Origin of the sequence: Malikia granosa, assembly GCF_002980595.1 — a bacterium.
Lineage (GTDB): Bacteria > Pseudomonadota > Gammaproteobacteria > Burkholderiales > Burkholderiaceae_C > Malikia > Malikia granosa.
In genome coordinates this window covers 119,844-142,501 of sequence record NZ_PVLQ01000023.1, presented here as the reverse complement: position 1 = coordinate 142,501, position 22,658 = coordinate 119,844, and the positions used below count along the sequence as shown (strand labels likewise).

Sequence of the window (22,658 nt, the reverse complement as noted above, 5' to 3'; positions counted from 1 at the left end):
GGGGGGCTGAATAGTTACGCACCATGCTGGCTACCGCCATGGTTGGTGCCGAGCACGCGCATGCCACCGACCAGAGCGGTCATCTCGCAGGCCGTCAGCCGAAGCAGCTGGGCGCGGTCGAGCAGCAGCTCTTCGGCGCTGACCACGTAGTCCTTCTTGAGCCAGTTGCGGAAGCCATCGGCCAGGCTCTCGAGCACGTCAAACGATTCGGCGTCGGTCATTTCGGCGCTTGCGTCGCCCCGACCCGGCGCAAAAGGCACGGTCACGGCAACGCCTGCCGCCTTGGCAGCCTGTTCGATGCCGACGTTACCCGCCAGCACGATGACGTCGGCGATGCTGGCACCGGTGTCGGCAGCGATCTTCTCGTAGACCGCCAGCACCCTGGCCAGACGGGCCGGTTCGTTGCCCTCCCAGTCCTTCTGCGGCGCGAGGCGGATGCGGGCGCCATTGGCGCCACCGCGCTTGTCGGAACCGCGGAAGGTGCGGGCGCTGTCCCAGGCGGTGCTGACCATGTCGGCAATCGACAGGCCAGCGGTAGCGATCTTCGTCTTGACGGCGGCTAGATCGTAGTCGGTGCGACCTGTGGGTACTGGGTCCTGCCAGATCAGGTCTTCAGCAGGCACGTCCGGGCCGAGGTAGCGTGCCTTGGGTCCCATGTCGCGATGGGTCAGCTTGAACCAGGCGCGCCCGAAGACTTCCGAGAAGTAGGCCGGGTCCTGATGGAAGCGCTCCGAGATCTTGCGGTACTCGGGGTCCATCTTCATCGCCATGTCGGCGTCGGTCATGATGGGGTTGTAGCGGATCGAGGGGTCTTCCACATCCACGGGCTTGTCTTCCTCGCGGATGTTGATTGGCTCCCATTGCCAGGCACCAGCTGGGCTCTTCTTGAGTTCCCAGTCATAACCCAGCAGTAGGTCGAAATAGCCGTTGTCCCATTTCGTCGGGTGGGTGGTCCAGGCACCCTCGATGCCACTGGTCACCGTGTTGCGGCCGATGCCGCGCGTGGTGTGGTTCTGCCAGCCCAGGCCTTGTTCTTCCAGCTCGGCGCCTTCCGGGGCAGGGCCCAGGTTTGCGGCGTTGCCGTTGCCATGACACTTGCCGACGGTATGGCCGCCAGCGGTCAGTGCCACGGTCTCCTCGTCGTTCATGGCCATGCGTTCGAAGGTCACGCGTACATCATGGGCAGTCTTGAGCGGATCGGGCTTGCCGTCGACGCCTTCCGGGTTGACGTAGATCAGACCCATCATGACGGCGGCGAGCGGGTTCTCCAGGTCACGTTCGCCAGAGTAGCGGCTGCCCTTGCTGCCGCTGGGGGCGAGCCACTCCTTCTCGGAGCCCCAGTAGGTGTCTTTTTCCGGATGCCAGATGTCTTCGCGGCCAAAGGCAAAGCCGAAGGTCTTCAGACCCATCGACTCGTAGGCCATGTTGCCCGCAAGGATGATGAGGTCGGCCCAGCTGAGCTTGTTGCCGTACTTTTTCTTGATCGGCCACAGCAGGCGGCGTGCCTTGTCCAGGTTGGCGTTGTCGGGCCAGGAGTTGATGGGGGCAAATCGCTGGTTGCCAGTGCCGGCGCCACCACGGCCGTCGGCGATGCGGTAGGTGCCGGCGGAGTGCCAGGCCATGCGGATCATCAACCCGCCGTAGTGACCCCAGTCGGCCGGCCACCAGTCCTGGCTCTCGGTCATCAGGTCCTTGAGATCTTTCTTCAGCGCCTCGACGTCGAGCTTCTTGACCTCTTCGCGGTAGTTGAAGCCAGCGCCCAGCGGATTGGTCTTGCTGTCGTGCTGGTGCAGGATGTCGAGGTTCAGGGCCTTGGGCCACCAGTCCATGTTCGTCATGCTCGCAGAGGTCACGCCGCCGTGCATGACCGGGCATTGGCCAGCAGAACTGGCTTGCTTGTTTTCCATCTCTCGCTCCTTGTATTGCATGGGTGGGAAAAAACCGTGGTTCGCCTTGCTTGGCAAGGCGGTAGCAGATACCAGGGTTTGTGTCCGCCTTGGCCACTATAGCCATGAAAGCATGCTGGCGGGAAAATATTGAATGATTCTCGGTTACAGTTATTCAATTTCCACGAAAGGAAGCATCATGAAAGCAAAGAAAGTCAAGCCCATGGCCATGGATATCGGCATCTCGGAAGCTGACCGCCAGAAGATCGCTGAAGGTCTGTCGGCACTGCTGGCCGATAGCTACACGCTGTACCTGATGACGCACAACTTCCACTGGAACGTCACCGGGCCGCAGTTCAACAGCCTGCACAACATGTTCATGACCCAGTACACCGAGCAGTGGAACGCCCTGGACATCATCGCCGAGCGCATCCGTGCGCTGGGCTTCCCGGCGCCCGGCACCTACAAGGAATTCGTCAAGCTCGCTTCCATCGAGGAGGTCGAGGGTGTGCCCAAGGCTACCGACATGATCCGCCATCTGGTGGCGGCGCAGGAGGCCGCCGCCCGCACGGCGCGCAAGCTCTTCCCCGTGGTGGACGCGGCCAACGACCAGCCGACCGCTGACGTCCTGACCCAGCGCATCGATGTCCACGAGAAGACTGCCTGGATGCTGCGCAGCCTGCTGGAAGAGTAATGGATCCCAAGGACGCGACGAAGGCCGCTATCGCCACGGTGCCAGGGCCAGGATGCGCTGCGCCAGTCCGTCCTGGGAGGCCGGCTGCAACAAGGCAGTGGTCTTGCCACCCGTGATCATGGCTGCCACGAGAGGGGTCTTCTTGATCCACTTGTAGTAGCCGATGGTCAGCCGGAGTCGCAAGCCCCTACGGGGCAAGTCTGCAACATACAGATGGGGGTACGATCAAGCCATCATCAGCCATGAAGCCGCAGCCAATCCATATGTATTCAGTTGACCAACTTCCTCTGCAGCCGGACGAACTGGACTTGCTCAACGAACTGGTGCCACTGTCAGGGCAGCAGGTCATCGAGCTTGGCTGCGGCAACGCTCGCCTGGCGCGCAGTCTGCTGCAACGTTTTCCAGCCTGCCATGTCACGGGACTGGAGGTGGATGCCGTCCAGCACGCCAAGAACCTGGCCCAGCCGCAAGCTGGGCTGGACTTTCTGTCTGCCGGTGCTCAGGACATCCCCTTCCCAGCGGCCAGCTTCGACCTGGCGCTGATGCTCAAGTCGCTGCATCACGTGCCCGTGTCGCTGCTGGCCCAGGCCTTGTCCGAAGTGGCCCGGGTGCTCAAGCCGGGCGGCTACCTGTACGTGTCGGAGCCGATCTACGATGGCGCCCTCAACGAGGTGGTTAGGCTGTTCAATGACGAAGGCGTGGTGCGAGCGGCGGCACAGGCTGCCCTCGACGAAGCGCTGGCCACGACAGGTCAGTGGGAAACGGTGACCGAGCGCCGCTTTGCCCAGGCTGTGAGCTATCGCGACTTCGACGAGTTCGAGCAGCGCATGATGCGGCCCAGCTTTGCCCAGCACGACCTGAACGATGCCGTGGTCGCTCTTGTGCGCTCTGCATTCGAGCCGCACATGAACCCAGCGGGTGCCCGGTTCGTGCGTCCGATGCATGTCCGGCTGCTGCGCCGCACAGGCAACTGAAGCACTGACCCACTTGGACAGGCTCGCATGCGCCAGATCTCAAGGCTGCAGGCCCGGCTCGGCGCGCAATTGCACCCCGGTCCTCTGCGTGCAATGCGCTTGCAACTGGCCACCACTGGCTACCCAACCATGCACCAGCAAGGCGAAGCCTGTTGGTTTCGGGGCAGGATGCGATGAGTTGCGAGCTTGATGTTGCTTGATCTTGTCTCTGGCATCAGTCAGTCCGGCCAGCAGTTGACCCGGCTGTGACAGGGTTTCGGGTCGCTGGCCTTGCACCGGCTTGGCATGACGGTCCGCATCGCCGCCGCAAGGCTGGAACAAGCAGGCATGTCCTGTTTGTCGTTGGTGCGAGGATCGTCGAGTGAGACAGAAGAAAAAGTTATGCCATGAATTCACATGAGAATGATTCTCATTTATTATGTGGTCATGTCTTCACTACTGCGCCGATCAGCATGAAAAACACTGACATGTCTCAAGCCTGCCAACACGCCTTGCTTTCTCGCAGTCCGGTCGGTCAGGTGTCTGTCTGTCCCGACTGCGGGGTGGTGCACCTTTCGCTCGACTGTCTGTCGGTCCGGCTGGAGGAAAAGGCCTTTCAGGCACTGGCTGTGATGGTGATGCAGGCGCAGCAACGTCTGCAGGCGGTTGTGCTGCGTGACAAGCTGCCCGCAGAGCGGCAGCCGGCCATGGTCCACTAAAGCGGGAGCCAAGCATGTGTGAGCAGTGCTCCAGCAATGTGCCGGCATCGACAGGCTCGCGCCGTCGACGACTCTGGGATCTGCCGCACCAGTGCCACTGTCCGGTGGTGGGGGTGTGCTTTCCGCTTGCCACCTTGCGCCAGCTGGTCAACAAGGCTCTGGGCGGCAAGGCTGTCGCGGACGACTACGAGGTCCATGTCGGCGCGGTAGCCGAATGCACCGTGAGAAACCGCTTGTCGGAACTGTTGCAGAAAGACCTCGAGACGCGCTATGCCAGCACGGTGAAGGCGTTCAGGGTCGCCAAGTCCGCCAGGGAGGTGGCAGAACTGTGGGCGGCCGCGGTGCGCCGCGGCGATGTCTCGGGTGCATTCTGGGCCGCGCTGACCCATCCGCGCTGCGATGACATCTTGCAAGAAGTGGTGTTGCGCGATATGCACATGCTGCAGCATCAGGCCGGAGCAGCCATCCGGGTCGACATCAGCAAGTTCAACGAGCTGGCCCGGGAGCATGGCGTGCTGGCTCGGGAACTGGGCCGGGTGCAGGAGCGCTGTTCCCGGGTGATTGCGGAAAAGTCCGCCGAAATCGACCAGCTCAACGCGCAGCTGGTGCGGCAGCGCGGGCTGGCGATTGGCAAGGAGTCCCGCATCGCCTGCCTGTTGCAGGACCTGGAGCAGCTCAAGGCATTTCTGCCCGATTACGAGGATGCTTCGAGACTGCGCAAGAAGCTCGAGCAGCTCATGTCGCGGCAGGCCGAGCTGGAGGCGCTGAACGCTCAGTTGCGCGAGCAACTCGTCGAGGCACAGCGTGCCCTGAGCTTGCGGCAGCAGGAAGAGGTAACAGCCCAGCTGAGCGAACGCGCCGAGCCCGTCCTCCAGGAGGTACCGATCACTTTCCACCTGAGTAGAAAGACCATTCTCTGTGTCGGTGGCCGCAACGGGAATGTGGCCAACTACCGTGACGTGATCGAGCGTGCCGGCGGTCATTTCGCCCATCATGACGGTGGCCTGGAAAACAAGCAGGGCGCGCTCGACAACCTGCTGGCCGCAGCCGACCTGGTGATCTGCCAGACTGGCTGCATCAGCCACAACGCCTACTGGCGGGTCAAGGATTTCTGCAAGCGAACCGGCAAGCAATGCGTCTTCGTCGAGAACCCCAGCACTTCATCGCTGACCCGCTCGCTGCAGCAAGTGGCCGATACTGAAATGGCCAGGGAAATCACCGAGATTTGACTTTCTGTATTCATTATCCTCACAGGAGCCCATCATGGACGAACTGAAAACCCAGGCAGCCATTGCTGCCCTCAACCGCATCATGGAACTCGAACTGGCAGGCGTAGTCAAGTACACCCACTACTCGCTGATGGTGTATGGCTACAACCGGATTCCGATCGTGTCCTGGTTGAAGGGCAACGCCGACGAGAGCCTGGCACACGCCCACAAGGCCGGTGAGCTGGTGACCTTGCTGGGCGGGCATCCCTCGCTGAAGATCGGTCCCTTGCTGGAAACTGAGCAGCATGACATCGGAGACATCCTTCACGAGAGCATGGAGCACGAGAAGGGTGCCTTGGCCGCCTACTATGACCTGCTGAAGATCGTTGAAGGTCACTCGGTGTTGCTTGAGGAGTATGCGCGCGAGATGATCGTCAGCGAGGAGCTGCATCAGGACGAAGTCAACAAGATGCTGCGCCGCCCCGGCGATACTGCGGCCTTCAAGGGGTGAAATGCAGACGCTGGACTGATCAGCAATCCGTGTCGGCAGGATAGGGCATCTCCTGTTGAGGTGCTCCATTCATCAACAAAAAAACGACCCAGGGGGTGGGTCGCTTTTCTGGCTTGGCTGGATCAGCCCTTCTTGGCGTAGGCGCTGCACCAGCCTGCCGCTGCCACTTGCTTGCCGGCAAACAGAGGGCAGCCGCCAGCCTTGGAGCCGGCCGCACCCTGGTAGAGCGCGCAGTTGGAGCAGTTCTGGCCCTTGGCGTACTTGGCGTTGCTGACCTTGGTGGCGTCAGCCTTGTAGTTCAGGGCGGCGGCCTGGGCCGATGCCTCGTCAAGCATGGCCTGGGCCTGGGCCTGCGAGGCCAGTGCCAGCGCGCCGGTAGCGGTGGCCAGTTGCATCATGAATACGCGACGGTTGCTTTGCATATTGAACTCCAGAAAGTGGTGATTCATGGCCAGACGTGAGCCTGGCCGGTTTCCTGATTTACTTGAATGGCGTCGGGCGCGGGGTGTTGTCGGCCGACGGCGGCAGGATGGGCAGCTGGAAGCTGGGCTGATCGCCGGTCAGGGTCTTGAGGAAGGCAACGATCTTGGCGTTCTCGTCCTGGGTGAACTTCTTGCCGAGCTGGATCCGGCCCATCACGTCGACCGCCTCGGTCAGGGTGTTGGCCGCGCCGTCGTGGAAGTAGGGGTAGGTCAGCTCGACGTTACGCAGGGTTGGCACCTTGTAGTTGAAGCGGTCGGCATCCTTGCCGGTCACGGCCGAGCGGCCCTCGGCCTTCTCGTTGCCCTTGTAGGGCTCGACCAGACCCATCTTCTGGAACGAGTTGCCGCCAACGGCCTCGCCGTTGTGGCAGCCGACGCAGCCGCTTTCCTTGAACAGTTTGTAGCCGTCCAGTTCATCCTTGCTCAGCGCGTCCTGCTTGCCCAGCAGCCACTGGTCGAAGCGCGCGTTGGGCGTGACCAGGGTCTTCTCGAACTCGGCAATGGCTAGCGTCACTTGGTCGATGTCTACCTTGTCCTTGCCGAATACCTGTTTGAACTCGCGCTGGTAGGCAGGGATCGAACCCAGCAGATCGACCGCCAGGGTGTGGCTGAAGGCCATTTCGCCCGGGTTGGCGATCGGGCCACCAGCCTGTTCCTTGAGGTCGGCGGCACGACCGTCCCAGAACTGAGCCAGGTTCAGGCTGGAGTTCAGCACGGTCGGCGAGTTGATCGGTCCTTGCTGCCACTTGTCGCCGATCGAGGTCTGCAGGTTGTCCGAGCCTCCCATCGAGAGGTTGTGGCAGGAGTTGCAGGAGATGAAGCCCGACTTGGACAGGCGCGGATCGAAGAACAGCTTCTTGCCAAGTTCCGACATGCCAAGGTTGATCTGCTTGGGCGGCTGGATCGGGGTGATAGGCTCCTGGGTCTGGCCCACGGCGTAGCCGGCAATTACCACAGTACCGGCTGCCATCATGGCACCTGCCAATGCCCTTGCTTTGATATTCATTTTCTTCTCCTTGGTTGCGATTCGAAACTGAACCAAGGGTAGGCCCTAGTACTGAAGAACTATTTGACCTGGATCAAACTATACAGAGGGGGGTATTAGGGGAAATCTATCGTTTGTATTAAGAAATACTATCAGTCCTGGCCTTCAGCCTGAAAAGTCTCTGGCGTAATCGTTGTCGTCCAACACCTCTGATTCTGCGCATGAACTATCTCAAGGAATACTGGCCACTGCTGGTTGTCGCCGCCTGGTTCGGCTACAAGTGGTGGCGCGCCCGTCGCGTCACGGCCATGCTGCCTCGGCTGCTGGAGCAAGGCGCGACTCTAGTCGATGTCCGGACCGTTGCGGAATTCGCCCATGCCAGTGCGCCTGGCACCTTCAACATCCCCTTGCAGGAACTGGCAGCGCGACTGGACGAAATCCCCAGAGCAAAGCCGGTCGTCCTGGGCTGTGCCAGCGGGACGCGCAGCGGCATGGCCAGTCTCCTCCTGAAAAAGAACGGCTATGCGCAGGTCTACAACATAGGTGTCTGGCGCAATTTCCTACGCCATGGGCCTGGCGCATGAGATTGTCAGCCGCTAACCGGCTATTTGGCGGCTGTCAGTGCTTGCTGCCAGTCAGCGACTGCTCATCCTCGACTGGAGAGTAAACTCACTTCAAGTTATTGATTTTATGAGTTAATTTCTAGATAGTGCATATGTTCCAGTAGGCCAAGCTGCCGGGCGATCCCGAGCGTCGGCGCTGGCTGGCTGCAACCGACGCTGTCGGTGTTGTCGCCGCAGCAGTCACTGCCGTGCCCTTTGTCCCGGGCTGGCCAATCAGGCCTCCAACCGCAGCGACCAGCCGGAATATGCCAAGAACACGCATCGCTCGATCAGGCCTAAGGTCTTGGTGGCCGTAGGGATCTGTATGTATCCGTGTTGCTTGCCGGTCGGCGTCGCCAAGGGTTCTCCCAACCCTAGCGTCCCAGCGGATTGATTAGCGAGGATCAGTCCGCGCGGGCCTGAGCCCGCGTTCAGACCGACTTGAGCAGAGTTGCCCGTGGTGCTGATTTGGTCCGTCCTGCCGGACGGGCTTTTTTTATTTCACCATGACTCCAGCACCGAACTTCGCTGGACTACGCCACAGCCCGTTGTTGCAGGTTTATCAATAACTTACGTGAGTTCATCCTATGCCGGTGCTTTCCGAAACTTGACCCGGCTTCCGTCCGCTTGGCTCCCAAGAGGCTCCTGGAATCGGGTCTCTCCAAGGAGTCAGCTATGGCCAAGATCAAACTCACCAAGTCCGCAGTCGATGCGGCGCAACCCTCGGCGCAACCCATCGAGCTGCGCGACACCCTTGTTCCCGGCTTCCTGTGCAAGATCACGCCTGCCGGTCGCAAGGTCTTCATGCTCCAGTACCGCACGAATGCTGGCGAGCGCCGCAAGCCCGCGCTGGGCCAGTACGGGGAACTGACCGTCGAGCAGGCCCGCTCGCTGGCCCAGGAATGGCTGGCCCAAGTGCGCCGGGGCGGCGATCCAGCAGCGGACAAGGCCGAGGCGCGCACGGCACCGACGGTCAAAGAGCTGTGCGCGAAGTTCATGGAGGACTACTCCAAGCAGCGCAACAAGCCCAGCACGCAGAAAGGCTACCAGAGCGTCATCGACCGCAACATCATCCCGATGATTGGCCGGCTGAAAGTCCGAGACGTGAAGCGCCCGGACATCGCCGGGATGATGAAAAAGATGGCCCACAAGCCCGCCGACGCGAACCGCACGTTCGGCGTTATGCGCCGGATGTTCAACCTGGCCGAAGTGTGGGGCTACCGTTCCGACGGCACGAACCCATGCCGCCATGTCCCGATGTACCCCAACGGCAAAGCCACCCACCTCATCAGCGACGAGGACATGGGGCGGATCTTCCGCCACCTCGACAAGCTGGAGGCGGAGGGGCTGGAGAACTACGTGATTCCCCTGGCGATCCGCTTGCAGTTCGAGTTCGCTGGCCGCCGCTCCGAAATCGTCGGCCTGCAATGGGATTGGGTCGATCTGGAGAACCGGCGGGTAGTCTGGCCGGACAGCAAGACCGGCGGCATGTCGAAGCCCTTAAGCGAGGAAGCCCACCGGCTGCTCTCGACGGCACCACGGCGGGAAGACTGCCCCCACGTCCTGCCGTCGCCAAGCCATCCAGGGCAGCACCTGACCACGGGCGAGTATTACAACGGCTGGAGCCGCGTGCTCAAGGCGGCGGGTGCAACGCATGTAGGAACGCACGGCATCCGCCACCGCTCGGCCACCGACATTGCCAACTCGGGCATCCCGGTGAAGGTCGGCATGGCGCTGACCGCGCACAAGACCGTGGCGATGTTCATGCGCTACGTCCACACCGAGGATGACCCGGTGCGCCAGGCGGCGGAACTGGTGGCGAACCGGCGCAAGACGATCACGGGTGCGCGGCGTGCCGAGGGGGCAGCAGCATGAGCAAGAAGACGCTTCCGGCGGCGGGGAAAAAACCCGCCGTCTTGCCGGCCGGCTACGCCGGCATCCACAGCGGCATCGTGGAACTGCTGGATGCGACGCGCCAAGCTGCGGCACGCAGTGTCAATGCGTTGATGACGGCCAGCTATTGGGAGATTGGCCGCCGAATCGTCGAAGCCGAGCAGAAAGGCAGGCGGCGGGCTGGTTACGGCGAGCAGTTGATGGCGCGCTTGTCCGCCGATTTGACGGCCCGATTCGGGCGCGGGTTCGGTGTCAACAACCTGGAGAGTATGCGGCGTTTTTTCCTCGCATACTCCCAGCCCCAGATTTCCCAGACAGTGTCTGGGAAATTGGGAAATGAGTCGCCAGCCGAGAAATCCCAGACAGTGTCTCGGAAATTCGATCTCTTCGAACTGGCTCAGACCTTCACGTTGCCGTGGTCGGCCTATGTCCGGCTGCTGTCGGTCAAAGATGACCATGCTCGCCAGTTCTACGAGGCCGAGGCGTTGCGCGGCGGTTGGAGCGTGCGCCAGCTCGACCGGCAGATTGGAAGCCAGTTCTACGAGCGCACGGCCTTGTCAAAGGATAAGGCGGCGATGCTGGTCAAGGGTTCGGTGGCCAGACCCGAGGACGCCGTCACGCCCAATGACGCGATCAAAGACCCGTATGTGCTGGAGTTCCTCGACCTCAAGGACGAGTATTCGGAATCCGACCTGGAGGCGGCATTGATCCAGCGTCTGGAAGACTTCCTGCTGGAACTGGGAGAAGGCTTCACCTTCGTCGGGCGGCAGCGGCGCTTGCGCATCGACCAGACTTGGTATCGGGTGGATCTGCTGTTCTTCCATCGCAAGCTACGCTGCCTGGTCATCATTGACTTGAAGCTGGGCAGCCTGACCCATGCCGATGTGGGGCAGATGCATATGTACTGCAACTATGCCAAGGCGCATTGGGCTTACCCGGACGAGAACCCGCCGGTGGGCCTGATCCTGTGCGCGGACAAGGGCCATGCCCTAGCACGGTATGCGTTGGATGGCTTGCCGACCAAGGTAATGGCGGCCAACTACCGGACAGTACTGCCGGATGCCGAATTGCTGCAAAAAGAGCTGGAGAACACGCGGCGTCTGCTCGAATCTCGCAGAATACCATCCCCCAAACGAGATCGGTCGTAATTCATATTACGAGGCGACCGATTACTCTTTGGGGTGATGTGCAGAAAAGTTTTTGAACCAAAAATTGATAGCTTGCATTAGAGCATCAGGGCTATAGGCGCCAACGCTTTTTGCAATAGCACATTAAAGATCAGGCTTTCTTTCTGAGACGTCAAGGAGCTTCTGTTTTAGGCGTTGGATAGTTTCACCAGGGTAATTCTGAAGACTGGTTTCTAGCACTCTATATGCCTCTGGGAGATCCCCTTTTGCAGCCAAATAGTACGCTTTGTTTTTAAATATTGTGTTCTGTGAAATTGTTCGCTTTTGTGCCACCCTTTGAAGCTCAGATAGGGTGGACTCCATAACTGGCAAATCGAAATGCCTCAAAGAGATGTCAAACCTTGCCAGCAATGGGTAAGTTGAATCTTGATCCAATCCTAGTGCATCATCAATATAATTGTATGCGGGCGTTTTCTTGTGCTCAATCTTTGATGAATATTGCGCTTTGGCTATAAAAGTCATCTCAATGGATTGTTGGGATTTTATTTCATCCAGCTCACCAATTAACCGAGATATCAAATCTTTATTGGAAATGCAGTTTTCATTGTTGAGCAAGCAATTAAGGTAGGACTGAATAAAGAACTGATTGCCTTTGTTGAGTTCATAGTTGTCCTTTGCCATGCCCAGTGCTTTCTCATATTCTTCAATGTAGAGATAAACCTGAACCAACTCTCGTTTGGCGCGAGAAGATATGTAGGGTGTATCTACAAGTTTGGATAGGCGTTCAATGGCATCTGTGTGTCGGCCGCAAAGCCGATAATAGTATCCAAGAACAAAATCATGTTCAGCCCCGTCTATTTTCTGAACCTCTTTAAGAAGGCGCTTATCTTTTTGCCGGGCTAAGCTGAGGCAAAGATAGTATCTGGCGTCGTTGCTCACTCGAGGGTCAAGCGAGCCTTCTTTGCCTAGGAGCATGTCGGCCAATTCAATAACTCGCTTGAGATTTTCTCTTTTTTGATAAAGCTCTTTGATTGTTCTAAGAATATGAGAAGGGGCTAAGAATTTGTCGTCAATATGCTTCCCGCTAGCCAACGCTTCTTTTATTGAATAGAAAAAATCAGCAGCATCACGATCAAATTTTTCTGTGTCTCTTATGAAGCTTTGCACATGATCGCGAAGCTTATTCCGCAGATCCCCCCTTAAAGAAAGCCTATTTCTCTTAACAAAATCCCTGATAGCATCATTCAGCCTGACGTAATCTTTCTCACTACCTATGTAATCGCATATTAGGTGTGTAATCAGATCCTCTAAAATTGGCCCATACTGTTCCTCATCGACAATCTCATAAAGAAAGCTGACGCCAATAAATTCAAATTCTGATAGTAAATATATAAAATCAAGAACATCGCTATTTCCTTCGTACTTTCTAAGTAGCAACGATGCTCTTTCTTCATTAAATTCTGTGATTTGATGGGTTTCTTTTTTTGCCTGTGCTACGCCTAGATCTGTTATTAGGTCGGCGCAATAATATACTTCCTCAGGAAACCCTTTGAGTTGTTCTGAAAAATACTTAAAGTCATCCGGATCAAGATTAATTTCATATAGCTCCAAGATTCTTCTTAGAAGGCCGGATCGCTCTTTTGGATTAAGTTCAGGTACCTCAATGGTGTAAATTAATGGCCTGCCCCTCACTGCTCGTCGATCTACTCGATAACGAGCGGAAATGCAAACGGCTGGCGATCCAATGTTTCCAAGCATCTCCAAAGAGTTCATCAGCCATGAAATTGGTTGGCGGGTGTAATCAACTAAGCAACCATTATCTTCTATAAACAACACCTCGCGCGCATCATGTATTTGTCGCAGCAATTCAGCAAGGATTTTTTCTTTTTCAGAGACTGGTTTTTCTAGCAAATCGGCTGCAAGATTCCTGTCATTGCAAGTCAGACCCGTGTCAATGATTTTAATTATCAAATCTTCAATGCTATCCACCCGATCTAATATTATCTTGGCGGGGGAAAAATTATCGGCCACGATGTTCGACTTTGCGAGCGCTCTAGCCACTAATTTTGATCGACCTATTTTTGAGATTCCTGAAGCAATGACGCACGCAGGCTTTGGAAAATCAATGTCATCCATTCGATTCTCAAAATCTGAGAGAATTTCATTTCTACCTACAAAAATAGTTTGCCTTTTTTTATGCTCTGGGCTTTTCTGCCAGTAAAGCTCGCGAAGTTTTGACTTAATGCGTCTGGCAGCGACAGTTGGGCGAGTAATTAGCTTTAGGTTGTAATGTTCCTTTAGAAAAATTGGAATTCTAGGATCATCATACTTAATCGACTGGTCAATTATTATTGGATATATTTTTTTAAGCTGCTCAGAGTTTAGCCTAATTTCCGCCCGATCAATCTCAGACTTCACCCATTTTGAATCCAAAGCGGTGTTGGATATAAAAAAAGCGAACATCTCACTTTCATCTATGCCCTTGATTATTTCATCCTTGGTTATTTCCCCATCTTCAAATGTTCGTTCGTCAAGAACATAGTTTCCGTTTCCTATTTTGTCTGCGACCAGCCGAACATAGGACTCTTTGTCTTTGCTGCTGTGTGAGAGAAAAACTTTCATTATCGAACCATTTTCTGAGAAATATTTTTATACCGGAAGCTTCATTTTTGCGTGTATGTTGAACACACGCTGTTGCTCAGTGGCAGATTGCCTATACAGATGAAATAATAAGTCAAGTGCCTCCTTGCGTCTCCGCTTCGCGGACCACGCTGCTCCAGGTTCGCTGTTCGCTCATCCCTGACAGGACTGGCATTCGCCAGCCTTCCACATCCCTGACGCCTGCGGCCCGGCTTCCAGCTTCGGGCCTGCGCGCTTCGCTTGCGTGCGGTTTGCACATCGCGGCGGCCGTTGCCATGTCCAGCCGTCTCTCCTGACTCCATCACCTTGCTCGCGACTGTAGCCCGTGGCCGCGTGCCATCAAGGCGCGTCAGGCCGTGTCCTCGGCTGCGCCTGCGGGCCGCACCTACCTGCCGCTTTTCTCCTTGACGGCCCACGTCCGTGGGCTCCTGACCGTCGCGGGCGATGAACTCAGGAAAGACGGTGGCAACAGGGCCAACCGGGTTCCTCGTGCCAACCGCACCGAACAGCCGAAAGGCTGGGCTCCGAATCTAGGAATCCGGTGTGCGGTTTGAACAGCAAACCCTTTTCGTCAGGAGAAAGACCATGCTTGCATCCCGTTTCGCTTCCCGTTCCCCGGTACTGCGCAGCGACTCCCCGCTGTCCGATGACCAGATTCACCGCGTGGCCCCGTCCATCTTTGCGGAAGCGCCACACGAAAGCCGTTCCCAGCGTTACGCCTATATCCCCACCGCCACGGTGCTGACCGAACTGCGCAAGGAAGGGTTTCAGCCCTTCATGGTGACGCAGACCCGCACCCGCCACGAAGACCGCCGCGACTACACCAAGCACATGATCCGGCTGCGCCATGCCAGCCAGATCAACGCCCGAGGCGAAGCCAACGAAATCATCCTGCTGAACTCGCACGATGGCACCAGTAGCTACCAGATGCTGGCCGGCATGTTCCGTTTCGTGTGCAGCAATGGCCTTGTTTGCGGCGATACCGTGGCCGATGTGCGCGTGCCGCATAAGGGCGACGTGGCCGGACAAGTAATCGAAGGTGCCTATCAGGTGCTGCACGGCTTCGACCGTGCGCTGGAGTCCCGTGAATCCATGCAGGCCATCACGCTGGACGAAGGCGAGGCCGAAGTATTCGCCCGCGCCGCGCTGTCGCTCAAGTACGACGACCCGGACAAGCCAGCCCCCATCACCGAATCGCAAATCCTGATGCCGCGCCGGTTCGACGACCGCCGCCCGGACTTGTGGATGACCTTCAACCGCATACAGGAAAACCTGACCAAAGGCGGATTGTCTGGACGCAGCGCCAACGGACGCCGCCAGCAGACCCGCCCGGTGCAGGGCATTGATTCCGATGTGCGCCTCAATCGCGCCCTGTGGCTGCTGGCCGACGGCCTGCGCCAGTTGAAAGCCTGATTTCCCTGCGCGGCAGGGGCAGGCAGCAACCCTTGCCGCGTCATTCGCTGCTGCATTCCATCATCGCAAGGAGTTTTCACCATGAACGCCATCAACCACACCGAAGCCCAAGCCATCCACGCCACGGCCAGCGCCGCGCCTGCCGTGCTGCTGGAAGCCGCCGACCCGAGCAAGAATCTGATTCTTGTGCCGCTGTCGCGGCTGGTATCGCGCCCTACGGGCCGCAACGTGCGCAAGACCCCGCGCATGTCGATTCCCGAACTCGCCGCCAGCATCCAGCGTGTCGGCCTGCTGCAAAACCTGATCGTGACCGCGACCGCTGACGGCGAGCGTTACGAAGTCGTGGCCGGAGGCCGTCGCCTTGCCGCCCTCAAGCTGCTGGCGAAAAAGCACCGCATCAGCAAGGAATGGGAGGTGCCTTGCCTGTTGGTGGCCGATGGCACCGCCCGCACCGCCAGCCTGACCGAGAACGTGCAACGCGAAGCCATGCACCCCGCCGACCAGTTCGAGGCATTTGCCGCGCTGGTGGCCGAAGGCCGCCCCATCGAGGACATTGCCGCAGATTTCAGCGTCACGCCGCTGGTGGTACAGCGCCGCTTGAAGCTGGCTAACGTCTCGCCCCGGCTGCTGGCCGACTACCGGGCCGAAGCCGTGAGCCTTGACCAGTTGATGGCCCTTGCCATCACCGACGACCACGCCGCACAGGAAGCCGCGTTCTACGATGCGCCGACATGGCAGCGCAGCCCGCATAACCTGCGCAACCGCCTGACAGAGCGCGAGATTGACGCCTACCGGCATCCGCTGGTGCGCTTCGTTGGGCTGGATGCTTACGAGGCCGCAGGCGGTGGCACCCGCCGCGATCTGTTCGCGGAAGCCAATAGCGGCGTGTATCTGACCGATGCCACGCTGCTGGAACGGCTGGCGCAGGACAAGCTGGCCAGCCTTGCCGCCGAGGTGAAGGCCGAAGGCTGGGCATGGGTGGATGCCACCCCCGGCACGACCCATGCCGACCTGCAAGCCTTCCAGCGCGCCCCGAGGCAGCGCCGCAGCCCGAACAAGCGCGAAGCCCAACGCATCGAGAAGCTGCAAACCAAGATGCAGGCGCTGGCCGAGGCCGTGGATGCCGCCCTGGACGCCGACGATGAAGAAAAGGCCGACGCTTTGCAGGAGGAAGGCGAACACCTGGGCGAACAGTTGCAGGCGCTGGAGGATGGCTTGCAGGACTACGGGGATGCCGTCAAAGCTGCCGCCGGTGCCATCGTCACCATCGACCGCAACGGCGAGGCCGTGATTCATCGTGGCCTGCTGCGCGAAGCCGAGGCCAAGGCACTGCGCACGCTGGAACGCTTGCGGCAGGGCTTCGGCCGCGAGGGCGAAGCTGGGAACGACGACACCGGCGAGGAAGCCGACGACGCCCCCAAGACCGCCGCCGTGTCCGACCGACTGGCACAGCGGTTGAGTGCCCACCGTACCGCCGCGCTGCAAATCGAAGTCGCACGGCATCCGCAGGTGGCGCTGGCCGCGCTGGTGCATGGCATGGTGCAGACTGTCTTGCAAGGCAGCCACTACGGCCACGATCTGCCGCTGGGTGTGAAGCTGATCCAGCAAGATCGGCTGGAAGGCATAGCCCCGGACTGGCCGGAATCGCCCGCCGCCGTGGTACTGCGCGAACTGCAACAGGTAGCGGGTGAAGTCTTGTCGGAGGACAGCGCCGAACTGTTCGTCGCACTGCTGGCGAAGCCGCAGGATGAACTGGTGCGCCTGCTGGCCGTATGCGTGGCATCCACGGTCGATGTGGTGACGCCCCGCGCCACGCAGCACCAGCCTGGTGCCGAACTGGCGCAGGCGGTGGCGCTGGACATGGTGGCATGGTGGCAACCCACCGCAGACGGCTATTTTCAGCATTTGCCGAAGGCCGCGATTCTGGAAGCCGTGGGCGAATTCGCACCGGGGCACGTCACCCGGCTGGCGAAGTTGAAAAAAGGCGACATTGCCAGCGAAGCCGAACGGCTGGCCGATGGCACCGGCTGGATGCCTGCCATCTTCCGTGCCGAAGCCACGCAGCAGACCGTGCAGGAGGTGGTAACGAACGAGGCAGCCGAAGCACCGGAGGAATTCGCCGCCGTGGCGGATGAGCAGACGCAGGCCGAGGCACTGGCCGCTTGACCTTGCACCACAGATAGCGCCCCGGTTCCGGCCGGGGCGCTTCATGCCGAGGATTCCCCCATGAGCCACAACACCACGAACCGCCCACGCATGGCCGCGATCTACGCCCCCGGCACGGTGCGCGCCCGCCGCTGGCATGGCGATGGCGACGTGCGCGGCTACCGCCCGCCTCGGGGCTGGATAGCCCGCGCCGACCTGACCGACCTACACCCCATCACGGGCCGCGCCTTGCCGCGTGCAGTGTGGTGGATCATCGAAAGCAAAGAATAGGGAGCAGCCCCGCGCCCAAGCCGTTCCGTCTTGGGCGCGGGAAATGCCAAAACTCCGCGCGAGGCAGTGGCCGCACCCGGTTTCAAGGCTCAAAGCCAAAACGCCCCTTTGCCGCCTTCGGTCAGGCGGCAAAGGGGCCGCGCACAAGTCGTCTTGTGCGCAAAAGCCATTGAAGCCATGCAAGTGCAGCGGCGCACGCGCCGCCGACATCCCGACAGCACCTCGCCGCAATGGGCGGCGCTTGTGGGGCTACGCCCCGGCTTGCTGCGGCAGGTTGCACGAAAGCGTGCCGTGCTCGACGCTGGCGCGTTCGTTGCCTGTACGTCACGAAGGACGGTTCACCGACACACCACCTGGCCTCGATGTGGAGCTTCCACGCCACGCATCAAGCATGTGGCCGCAAGTTGTGGCAGGAGCGCTCGTACCTTGTTGCTGGGGCATTGACCTGGCCGCGTAAGGGAACAAGCCGGTGAAGTTGTCATGCGAGGATGCCGAGTCGGCCATGTTTCCATTCGGGAGCGGGCGGCCCGTGCGTCCTTGTCTTGTTGCGAATCCTGGCGGTGGCGCGGCTGCGCCTTTGGCTTTATGACCGCAACCTGGAGGCGAAAACAATTTCCCCTGCGCTGCGCGCATTCCTCGCGGGACAAATTCTTTTCGCCTCCAGGTTCTCCACGTTGTTGCGACCGCTCCGCGGTGCGGCCAACCCATCCCCCGCCGGGCGGATCACAACAAGGACGCACTGGCGCGACCTTGTTCAACCCGAAAGGAGAAATCATCATGGCTAACATCGGCACCTTCACCGCAGAGAAAGACGGCTTCACCGGCACGCTTCGCACCCTGACGCTCAACGTCAAGGTCAAGCTGGTTCCCAATGACAAGGGTGACAACGAAAGCGCACCCGACTACCGCCTGCAAGCGGCTGGCCACGACATCGGCGCAGCGTGGAAAAAGACCAGCGAGGCAGGACGCCCCTATGTGTCCGTGACCCTGGACGATCCTTCGTTCCCTGCAACGGTCTATGCCCGCCTGATCGAAAACGAGGATGGCACGCATGACCTGATCTGGTCACGCAGCAAGCCCAAGGCGGCGTAACCACATCAGCGCCTCGCCCACTATGGCGAGGCGCTTGGCTTACCTGCTCACTTCATTGGGGTGAGCGGATTCACTAAACACCTGCAAGACAGGGGCCAGCACCAACTGCCCCACGGCATAAAGGCCTGGGCCTCTGCCCATGAGTTCCGCAATGCGTTCCTCGTGGAGTACGCCTGCTGCGCAGTCTTGCTCCATCTGTGCAACTAATGCGGCTTTGGCCAGGGCTAACGTGGCCTCGGCCTGCTGCGATAGACCGCTTGCTGATTGAGCGTCATACGCAATCAGGTTATCGAGCACTGGGGCAATGTTTTCCATGCCGCCTTTGACCATTTCCGCCCGTAAGCCTTCAACGACAGCAGTGACCAAACGCCAAATTTGCTGTGGTTGTTGGTCAAGTTCCTTTTCGATCAGTGTTCGTGCTTCAAATAGCGACAACGTGGAACATGGCGCGAGCGCCGTACTCATGGTGCGCGCCAGCTTGAGGAGTTGATGTTCTTCCAAGCGTTCCAGCAGGTTTGCGAACGCACGCTGTTGCGTGCCGTCGGCGAGCGCATTCGCAAGCCCTTCGGTAGCGTGTTCCGGCACTTGAACGCGGCCTGGCGCTGAGAGCACCTGATGTTTGTCGATATCGTGTGGCGGATGCTCCGCGAGAGGATCAATGTCCACGGTCACTTCTCGCGTGGCGGAACCCTGCGGTGCCGTGCCCAGGTGTACGGCAAAGGTTAAAGTGGAGAACAGCGCGACACGGCCGTAGATTTGGCCGTCAAAGCCATCAATACCAACCGTCACTCGATGCCCAAATTCAAACTTGTTGGCGCGCGCTCCGGCGGGCGGGCTGAAATCCCACCAGATCGGTGCCGTGCCTCCAAAGGGCTCCAGCGCAACCGTCACCGCCGCGCGTGCCTCGATCAATTCCTCGCGCTCTTCCGGCTGCTGTTCGCAGCCGCCCAGCGCTGCGACCTTGGCGATGGCTTGCGTGTAGTTGATGAAGTTGGAAAGCGTCCCTGATCGCGCGAGCTCTGGGAATTCCTGCGCGAAGAATGTCTGCGTCATGTACGCGATGGCGCCCAGACCACAGGCACCGCCAAATTTGCGCTTATGGTGAATGGAACCGGTGATATACGGCCGAGCGGAGGGCTTCGACAAGGGTGTCCACTCGTGTCCATCGTCCTCCATCTTTTTTGCGAACTGTTTGACGGACTGATGGTTGGGAAATGCCAGATGCAACTCTTCACCTTCGCCAACTGCGGTGCGGGATATGACGCGGGGCTTCGTGAATTTGATCTCCTTGGCAGAGATCGAAACGGTCTCTCCCGTCAGCGTGTGCTCGCCATAGGCAGTTTTGGGGTGCTTGGAGTGATCCGGCCGAACGCCCAAGTATGCATTGAGGAAGTCGAGCTGCTCGGCAATCTCATTGACGAGACCCGAATAGCTGTTGTCGTGCTTGGGGCAATAGATGCCGGAGTTGACCCGCCGGCCTCCAAGAGACGCCGGAAAAACGTGCTCCCCAGAGCCTGCGGCCTGTCCGCACACGATGCATGTCTTCGCCATTGAGTTCCTTTCCAAAGTTGCACCACGCCAAGCGAAGCTATGCGATGCAGAGTCAATTAGCCATTTCGCCCAGGACTTCTTCAGCGGCCCCCATCAAGTGGGCGACGCTGAGCCCCAGCGCACGCGCGATCTTGAAAATAATCGCCAGCGTGGGCATGTGTTCGCCGCGCTCAATCTTGCCCATGTGAGAACGCTCGATACCGGCTTGATGTGCCAAGGTCTCCTGCGCCACGCCTTGCTCGACCCGCAGTGCGCGCACCGCCGCGCCGAAGGCCTGGGCCAGCTCGGCGTCGAAGGTGGTGGAGCCGGCCGGTCGGCCGCGCTGGACGGTTCGCTTCTGCATAGACAGAAGCGTCGATTCGCAGCACAATTAAAACCACGTTATATTTAACTCATTCATCCAATCTCACCTGTTTTTGTGCCTTTACTGAAATCCGCATCGGCGGCTTTCTTCAAAAGCGGAGAGCCTGATCCGTGTCTTTCCTGACATACGTGCATGTGCCTTCGTGCCTCTACGTCTCTGCGGATACGTGGGATTGCACATTGGTGCTTTCGTTGGAATGCGTGAAAGCGCCTCTGCTGCTCCGCAAGTCCGTGGACGTACAGCCATGACCACGCTCATCACCACCGACGAGCGCATGTGCCTGCTGGCCAACGGCCACGCCCGCGCCGCCGGGCAGGACACCGATCCGATGCCTGTGGTGCGCCTGTTTACGCCAGATGCGCATGCCACTTGGCTGCTGGCTTCGCTCGACCCCGCCGATTGCGATACTGCCCACGGCTTGATCGACTTGGGGATTGGCATGCCTGCACTGGGAACGGTGAAGCTGTCCGACCTGGCCGCCATCGTCGGGCCGCGCCAGCAGCCCGTGATGCGGGATCGCTACTTCCAGCCGCTGCGGCGGTTGTCGGAATACCTGCGACTGGCCGAAGACAACGGCTCGATCACCGATTGAGCGCCACCGCCAAGCGGGGCGCATTGTGTCTATTTCGGTCTGGTCTGTGACCCGTTCGGTCTGAATCGGCAGTGTTGCACCGAAGCGGTGCGTGCCAGATCGAAACGGTCATGATGCCTGGCGCGGGCTGCGGCAAGCTGACCGACGCGGCATGCCATTGGAGAGCGTTGCCGCCGTCGCACTCGGACGATTTCAGCAACGCATCGGAGTTCATCGGTCTTGACACTGCCAGTTTACGCTTCACCCATGACGTTTTGACGATGGCCTCGTAGCACGCCGTTTCGCCGTGGCGACGCATCCCCAGCACAGGGAGGTTGCCGTATGGCTGATCGCAGTGCCGAGCCGTGGTATGCCACGGCGGCCTATCTCTACGTTCTGCACCTGGATGGCCCGGCGCTGGCCTGGGAGTACCTTCGCCGTCATCCAGACTATCGGCACGACTGGTTGCGCCGTCGTCGCCAACCGGATGCCGCCGGGCATTGGGGGCTGCGCCTGCTGGAAGATCCCGCCCTGGATGCGCGGGACGCGCACCCGGCCTGGTTCCCCGATCACGATGCCGTGGTGCAGCTCTACCCGGATGCCGATCCACCGCCCGATGCCCTGTGCTTTGAGTTCTGGAAGCTGCCGGGCCACAAACACCTGATCCATGACGGCAAGCGCCTGGTGCTGGTGGCGCGCTGGCCCGGTTGCTGCCTGCGCTTCGTGCTCGCGCCAGGCTTGGCCGATGGCATGGCTTACGCCTATGCCATCCGGGCCTGCGCCGCGCCTTGCGAACGCTATGCGGCCCTGGCGAGCGAATTGAACAAAATCGCCGTAGCCGCCGGTGCCGTACCTGCGGCGACCGTCCGGCCACGTCCGCCGCTGTCCGAATTGCTGGAACTGCACACGCTTCAGGCGCTGGACGCGACCCTGGCGGGTGCGTCCCTGCGGGAGGTGGCCGAAGGGCTGTTTGGTGTGGATGCCGTTACCGCCGACTGGCACGCCGACAGCGCTCTGCGCGCGCGCGTGCGACGGCTGGTGCGCCGGGGCGATGGGCTGATGCGCGGCGGTTATCGCCGTCTGGCACAGCTTCCGGTTGTCACTTCGCATGAGGGGGGACGTTTCGCAACCCCTGCAGAACGTCCCTGAGCAAGAGCCCCAAGTTTCTTGAGACTGCCTCCATCCGGCTGCGCTGTGTGGCCGGGCTTGATGGAGGTACATCCCATGCGACCCGCTCCCTTGCGGCCTGCCGCCGCTCCCGTTGCCACACCTGCACAACCCCAACGCTATCTCACCAACGATGAGGCTGCCGACTACCTGCGCCTGTCACCGCGCACGCTGGAGAAACAGCGCGTCATCGGTGGTGGCCCGAAGTTTCGCAAGTTCGGTCGCCGCGTCATGTACGCCGTGGCCGACCTCGATGCCTGGGCGGAAACGCGCAGCTTCGAGACCACGTCCGACCCCGAATATGCCGAGCACCACTTGGCTGACAGCCGTGCGCGCTGATCGGCGCATCGCCGGTGGCCATCGC

The 22,658-nt window shown here is 59.8% G+C and carries 22 protein-coding genes and 1 pseudogene; 15 read left to right on the top strand and 8 right to left on the bottom strand.

The features are described from left to right. Positions 1-20: 20 nt before the first annotated feature. Positions 21-1,907: pseudogene (gene katG / locus C6P64_RS07455) on the bottom strand (catalase/peroxidase HPI); the annotation flags it as partial. 178 nt (positions 1,908-2,085) lie between these two features. Between katG and C6P64_RS07450 the strand changes: the two are divergent. Further along, the gene (locus C6P64_RS07450; RefSeq protein ID WP_105747919.1) at positions 2,086-2,580 is read left to right on the top strand and encodes a Dps family protein; all 495 of its coding nucleotides are present in this window, start codon (positions 2,086-2,088) and stop codon (positions 2,578-2,580) included. A 27-nt stretch (positions 2,581-2,607) separates the two neighbouring features. On the opposite strand, the gene C6P64_RS18175 is transcribed toward C6P64_RS07450, so the two are convergent. Then, positions 2,608-2,763 (bottom strand): hypothetical protein, encoded by a 156-nt coding sequence (locus C6P64_RS18175; RefSeq protein WP_170073059.1) that lies wholly within the window; start codon positions 2,761-2,763, stop codon positions 2,608-2,610. Positions 2,764-2,843: 80 nt separating this feature from the next. Between C6P64_RS18175 and C6P64_RS07445 the strand changes: the two genes are divergently transcribed. Continuing rightward, on the top strand, positions 2,844-3,554 hold the full coding sequence (locus tag C6P64_RS07445) for a class I SAM-dependent methyltransferase (protein ID WP_105747918.1): 711 nt from the start codon (positions 2,844-2,846) through the stop codon (positions 3,552-3,554). Positions 3,555-3,593: 39 nt separating this feature from the next. Here the strand turns inward: C6P64_RS07445 and C6P64_RS17930 are convergent, their stop codons facing one another. After that, positions 3,594-3,875 (bottom strand): hypothetical protein, encoded by a 282-nt coding sequence (locus C6P64_RS17930; protein ID WP_146115884.1) that lies wholly within the window; start codon positions 3,873-3,875, stop codon positions 3,594-3,596. A 65-nt stretch (positions 3,876-3,940) separates the two neighbouring features. Here C6P64_RS17930 and C6P64_RS07440 point away from each other — a divergent pair, with 65 nt between their 5' ends. From C6P64_RS07440 to C6P64_RS07430, 3 genes are read left to right on the top strand one after another with little or no spacing between them, the layout of a single operon-like run. Beyond that, complete coding sequence (locus tag C6P64_RS07440) at positions 3,941-4,252, top strand: hypothetical protein (RefSeq protein WP_245911660.1); 312 nt, start codon at positions 3,941-3,943, stop codon at positions 4,250-4,252. 14 nt (positions 4,253-4,266) lie between these two features. Further along, positions 4,267-5,481 carry a DUF2325 domain-containing protein gene (locus tag C6P64_RS07435; protein WP_105747916.1) on the top strand — a complete coding sequence of 405 codons (1,215 nt, stop codon included), beginning with the start codon at positions 4,267-4,269 and terminating at the stop codon, positions 5,479-5,481. 34 nt (positions 5,482-5,515) lie between these two features. Continuing rightward, the gene (locus C6P64_RS07430) at positions 5,516-5,971 is read left to right on the top strand and encodes a ferritin-like domain-containing protein (protein WP_105747915.1); all 456 of its coding nucleotides are present in this window, start codon (positions 5,516-5,518) and stop codon (positions 5,969-5,971) included. Between the two features lie 122 nt (positions 5,972-6,093). On the opposite strand, the gene C6P64_RS07425 is transcribed toward C6P64_RS07430, so the two are convergent. Continuing rightward, the gene (locus C6P64_RS07425) at positions 6,094-6,393 is read right to left on the bottom strand and encodes a high-potential iron-sulfur protein (RefSeq protein ID WP_105747931.1); all 300 of its coding nucleotides are present in this window, start codon (positions 6,391-6,393) and stop codon (positions 6,094-6,096) included. Positions 6,394-6,451: 58 nt separating this feature from the next. Next, entirely contained in the window at positions 6,452-7,426 is a 975-nt protein-coding gene (locus C6P64_RS07420) for a cytochrome-c peroxidase (protein WP_425436740.1), read from the bottom strand. 233 nt (positions 7,427-7,659) lie between these two features. Here C6P64_RS07420 and C6P64_RS07415 point away from each other — a divergent pair, with 233 nt between their 5' ends. The 3 genes from C6P64_RS07415 to C6P64_RS07400 all read left to right on the top strand — a co-directional run bounded on the left by C6P64_RS07415 (position 7,660) and on the right by C6P64_RS07400 (position 11,081). Further along, the gene (locus C6P64_RS07415) at positions 7,660-8,022 is read left to right on the top strand and encodes a rhodanese-like domain-containing protein (RefSeq protein WP_105747913.1); all 363 of its coding nucleotides are present in this window, start codon (positions 7,660-7,662) and stop codon (positions 8,020-8,022) included. A gap of 693 nt (positions 8,023-8,715) precedes the next feature. Then, positions 8,716-9,915 (top strand): tyrosine-type recombinase/integrase, encoded by a 1,200-nt coding sequence (locus tag C6P64_RS07405; RefSeq protein WP_034074310.1) that lies wholly within the window; start codon positions 8,716-8,718, stop codon positions 9,913-9,915. After that, a complete protein-coding gene (locus tag C6P64_RS07400) occupies positions 9,912-11,081 on the top strand; it encodes a PDDEXK nuclease domain-containing protein (protein WP_034074309.1) in 1,170 nt (389 codons plus the stop codon). Before C6P64_RS07405 ends, C6P64_RS07400 begins: the two co-directional genes overlap by 4 nt. A 123-nt stretch (positions 11,082-11,204) precedes the next feature. Here C6P64_RS07400 and C6P64_RS07395 read toward each other — a convergent pair whose 3' ends face one another. Next, on the bottom strand, positions 11,205-13,682 hold the full coding sequence (locus C6P64_RS07395; protein ID WP_079382309.1) for a toll/interleukin-1 receptor domain-containing protein: 2,478 nt from the start codon (positions 13,680-13,682) through the stop codon (positions 11,205-11,207). 603 nt (positions 13,683-14,285) lie between these two features. On the opposite strand from C6P64_RS07395, the gene C6P64_RS07390 reads away from it, so the two are divergent. The 4 genes from C6P64_RS07390 (at position 14,286) to C6P64_RS07370 (ending at position 18,641) form a co-directional block, all read left to right on the top strand. Further along, a complete protein-coding gene (locus C6P64_RS07390) occupies positions 14,286-15,113 on the top strand; it encodes a DUF932 domain-containing protein (protein ID WP_034074307.1) in 828 nt (275 codons plus the stop codon). Between the two features lie 81 nt (positions 15,114-15,194). Next, complete coding sequence (locus tag C6P64_RS07385; protein ID WP_105747911.1) at positions 15,195-17,279, top strand: ParB/RepB/Spo0J family partition protein; 2,085 nt, start codon at positions 15,195-15,197, stop codon at positions 17,277-17,279. 60 nt (positions 17,280-17,339) lie between these two features. After that, positions 17,340-17,549 (top strand): hypothetical protein, encoded by a 210-nt coding sequence (locus C6P64_RS07380; RefSeq protein WP_105747910.1) that lies wholly within the window; start codon positions 17,340-17,342, stop codon positions 17,547-17,549. A gap of 777 nt (positions 17,550-18,326) precedes the next feature. Further along, on the top strand, positions 18,327-18,641 hold the full coding sequence (locus C6P64_RS07370) for a DUF736 domain-containing protein (protein WP_105747909.1): 315 nt from the start codon (positions 18,327-18,329) through the stop codon (positions 18,639-18,641). 39 nt (positions 18,642-18,680) lie between these two features. Here C6P64_RS07370 and C6P64_RS07365 read toward each other — a convergent pair whose 3' ends face one another. Together C6P64_RS07365 and C6P64_RS07360 are read right to left on the bottom strand one after the other, a co-directional pair. Continuing rightward, complete coding sequence (locus tag C6P64_RS07365; protein ID WP_105747908.1) at positions 18,681-20,192, bottom strand: hypothetical protein; 1,512 nt, start codon at positions 20,190-20,192, stop codon at positions 18,681-18,683. Between the two features lie 52 nt (positions 20,193-20,244). Continuing rightward, positions 20,245-20,535 (bottom strand): helix-turn-helix domain-containing protein, encoded by a 291-nt coding sequence (locus C6P64_RS07360; RefSeq protein WP_022960616.1) that lies wholly within the window; start codon positions 20,533-20,535, stop codon positions 20,245-20,247. A gap of 265 nt (positions 20,536-20,800) precedes the next feature. Here C6P64_RS07360 and C6P64_RS07355 point away from each other — a divergent pair, with 265 nt between their 5' ends. From C6P64_RS07355 to C6P64_RS07340, 3 genes are all read left to right on the top strand, one after another. Next, positions 20,801-21,148 carry a DUF2958 domain-containing protein gene (locus tag C6P64_RS07355; RefSeq protein WP_105747907.1) on the top strand — a complete coding sequence of 116 codons (348 nt, stop codon included), beginning with the start codon at positions 20,801-20,803 and terminating at the stop codon, positions 21,146-21,148. A 321-nt stretch (positions 21,149-21,469) separates the two neighbouring features. Continuing rightward, positions 21,470-22,276: a DUF2285 domain-containing protein gene (locus C6P64_RS07345; protein ID WP_105747905.1), complete on the top strand. Its 807-nt coding sequence runs from the start codon at positions 21,470-21,472 to the stop codon at positions 22,274-22,276. A 75-nt stretch (positions 22,277-22,351) separates the two neighbouring features. Then, entirely contained in the window at positions 22,352-22,633 is a 282-nt protein-coding gene (locus tag C6P64_RS07340; protein ID WP_105747930.1) for a helix-turn-helix domain-containing protein, read from the top strand. Positions 22,634-22,658 lie beyond the last annotated feature (25 nt).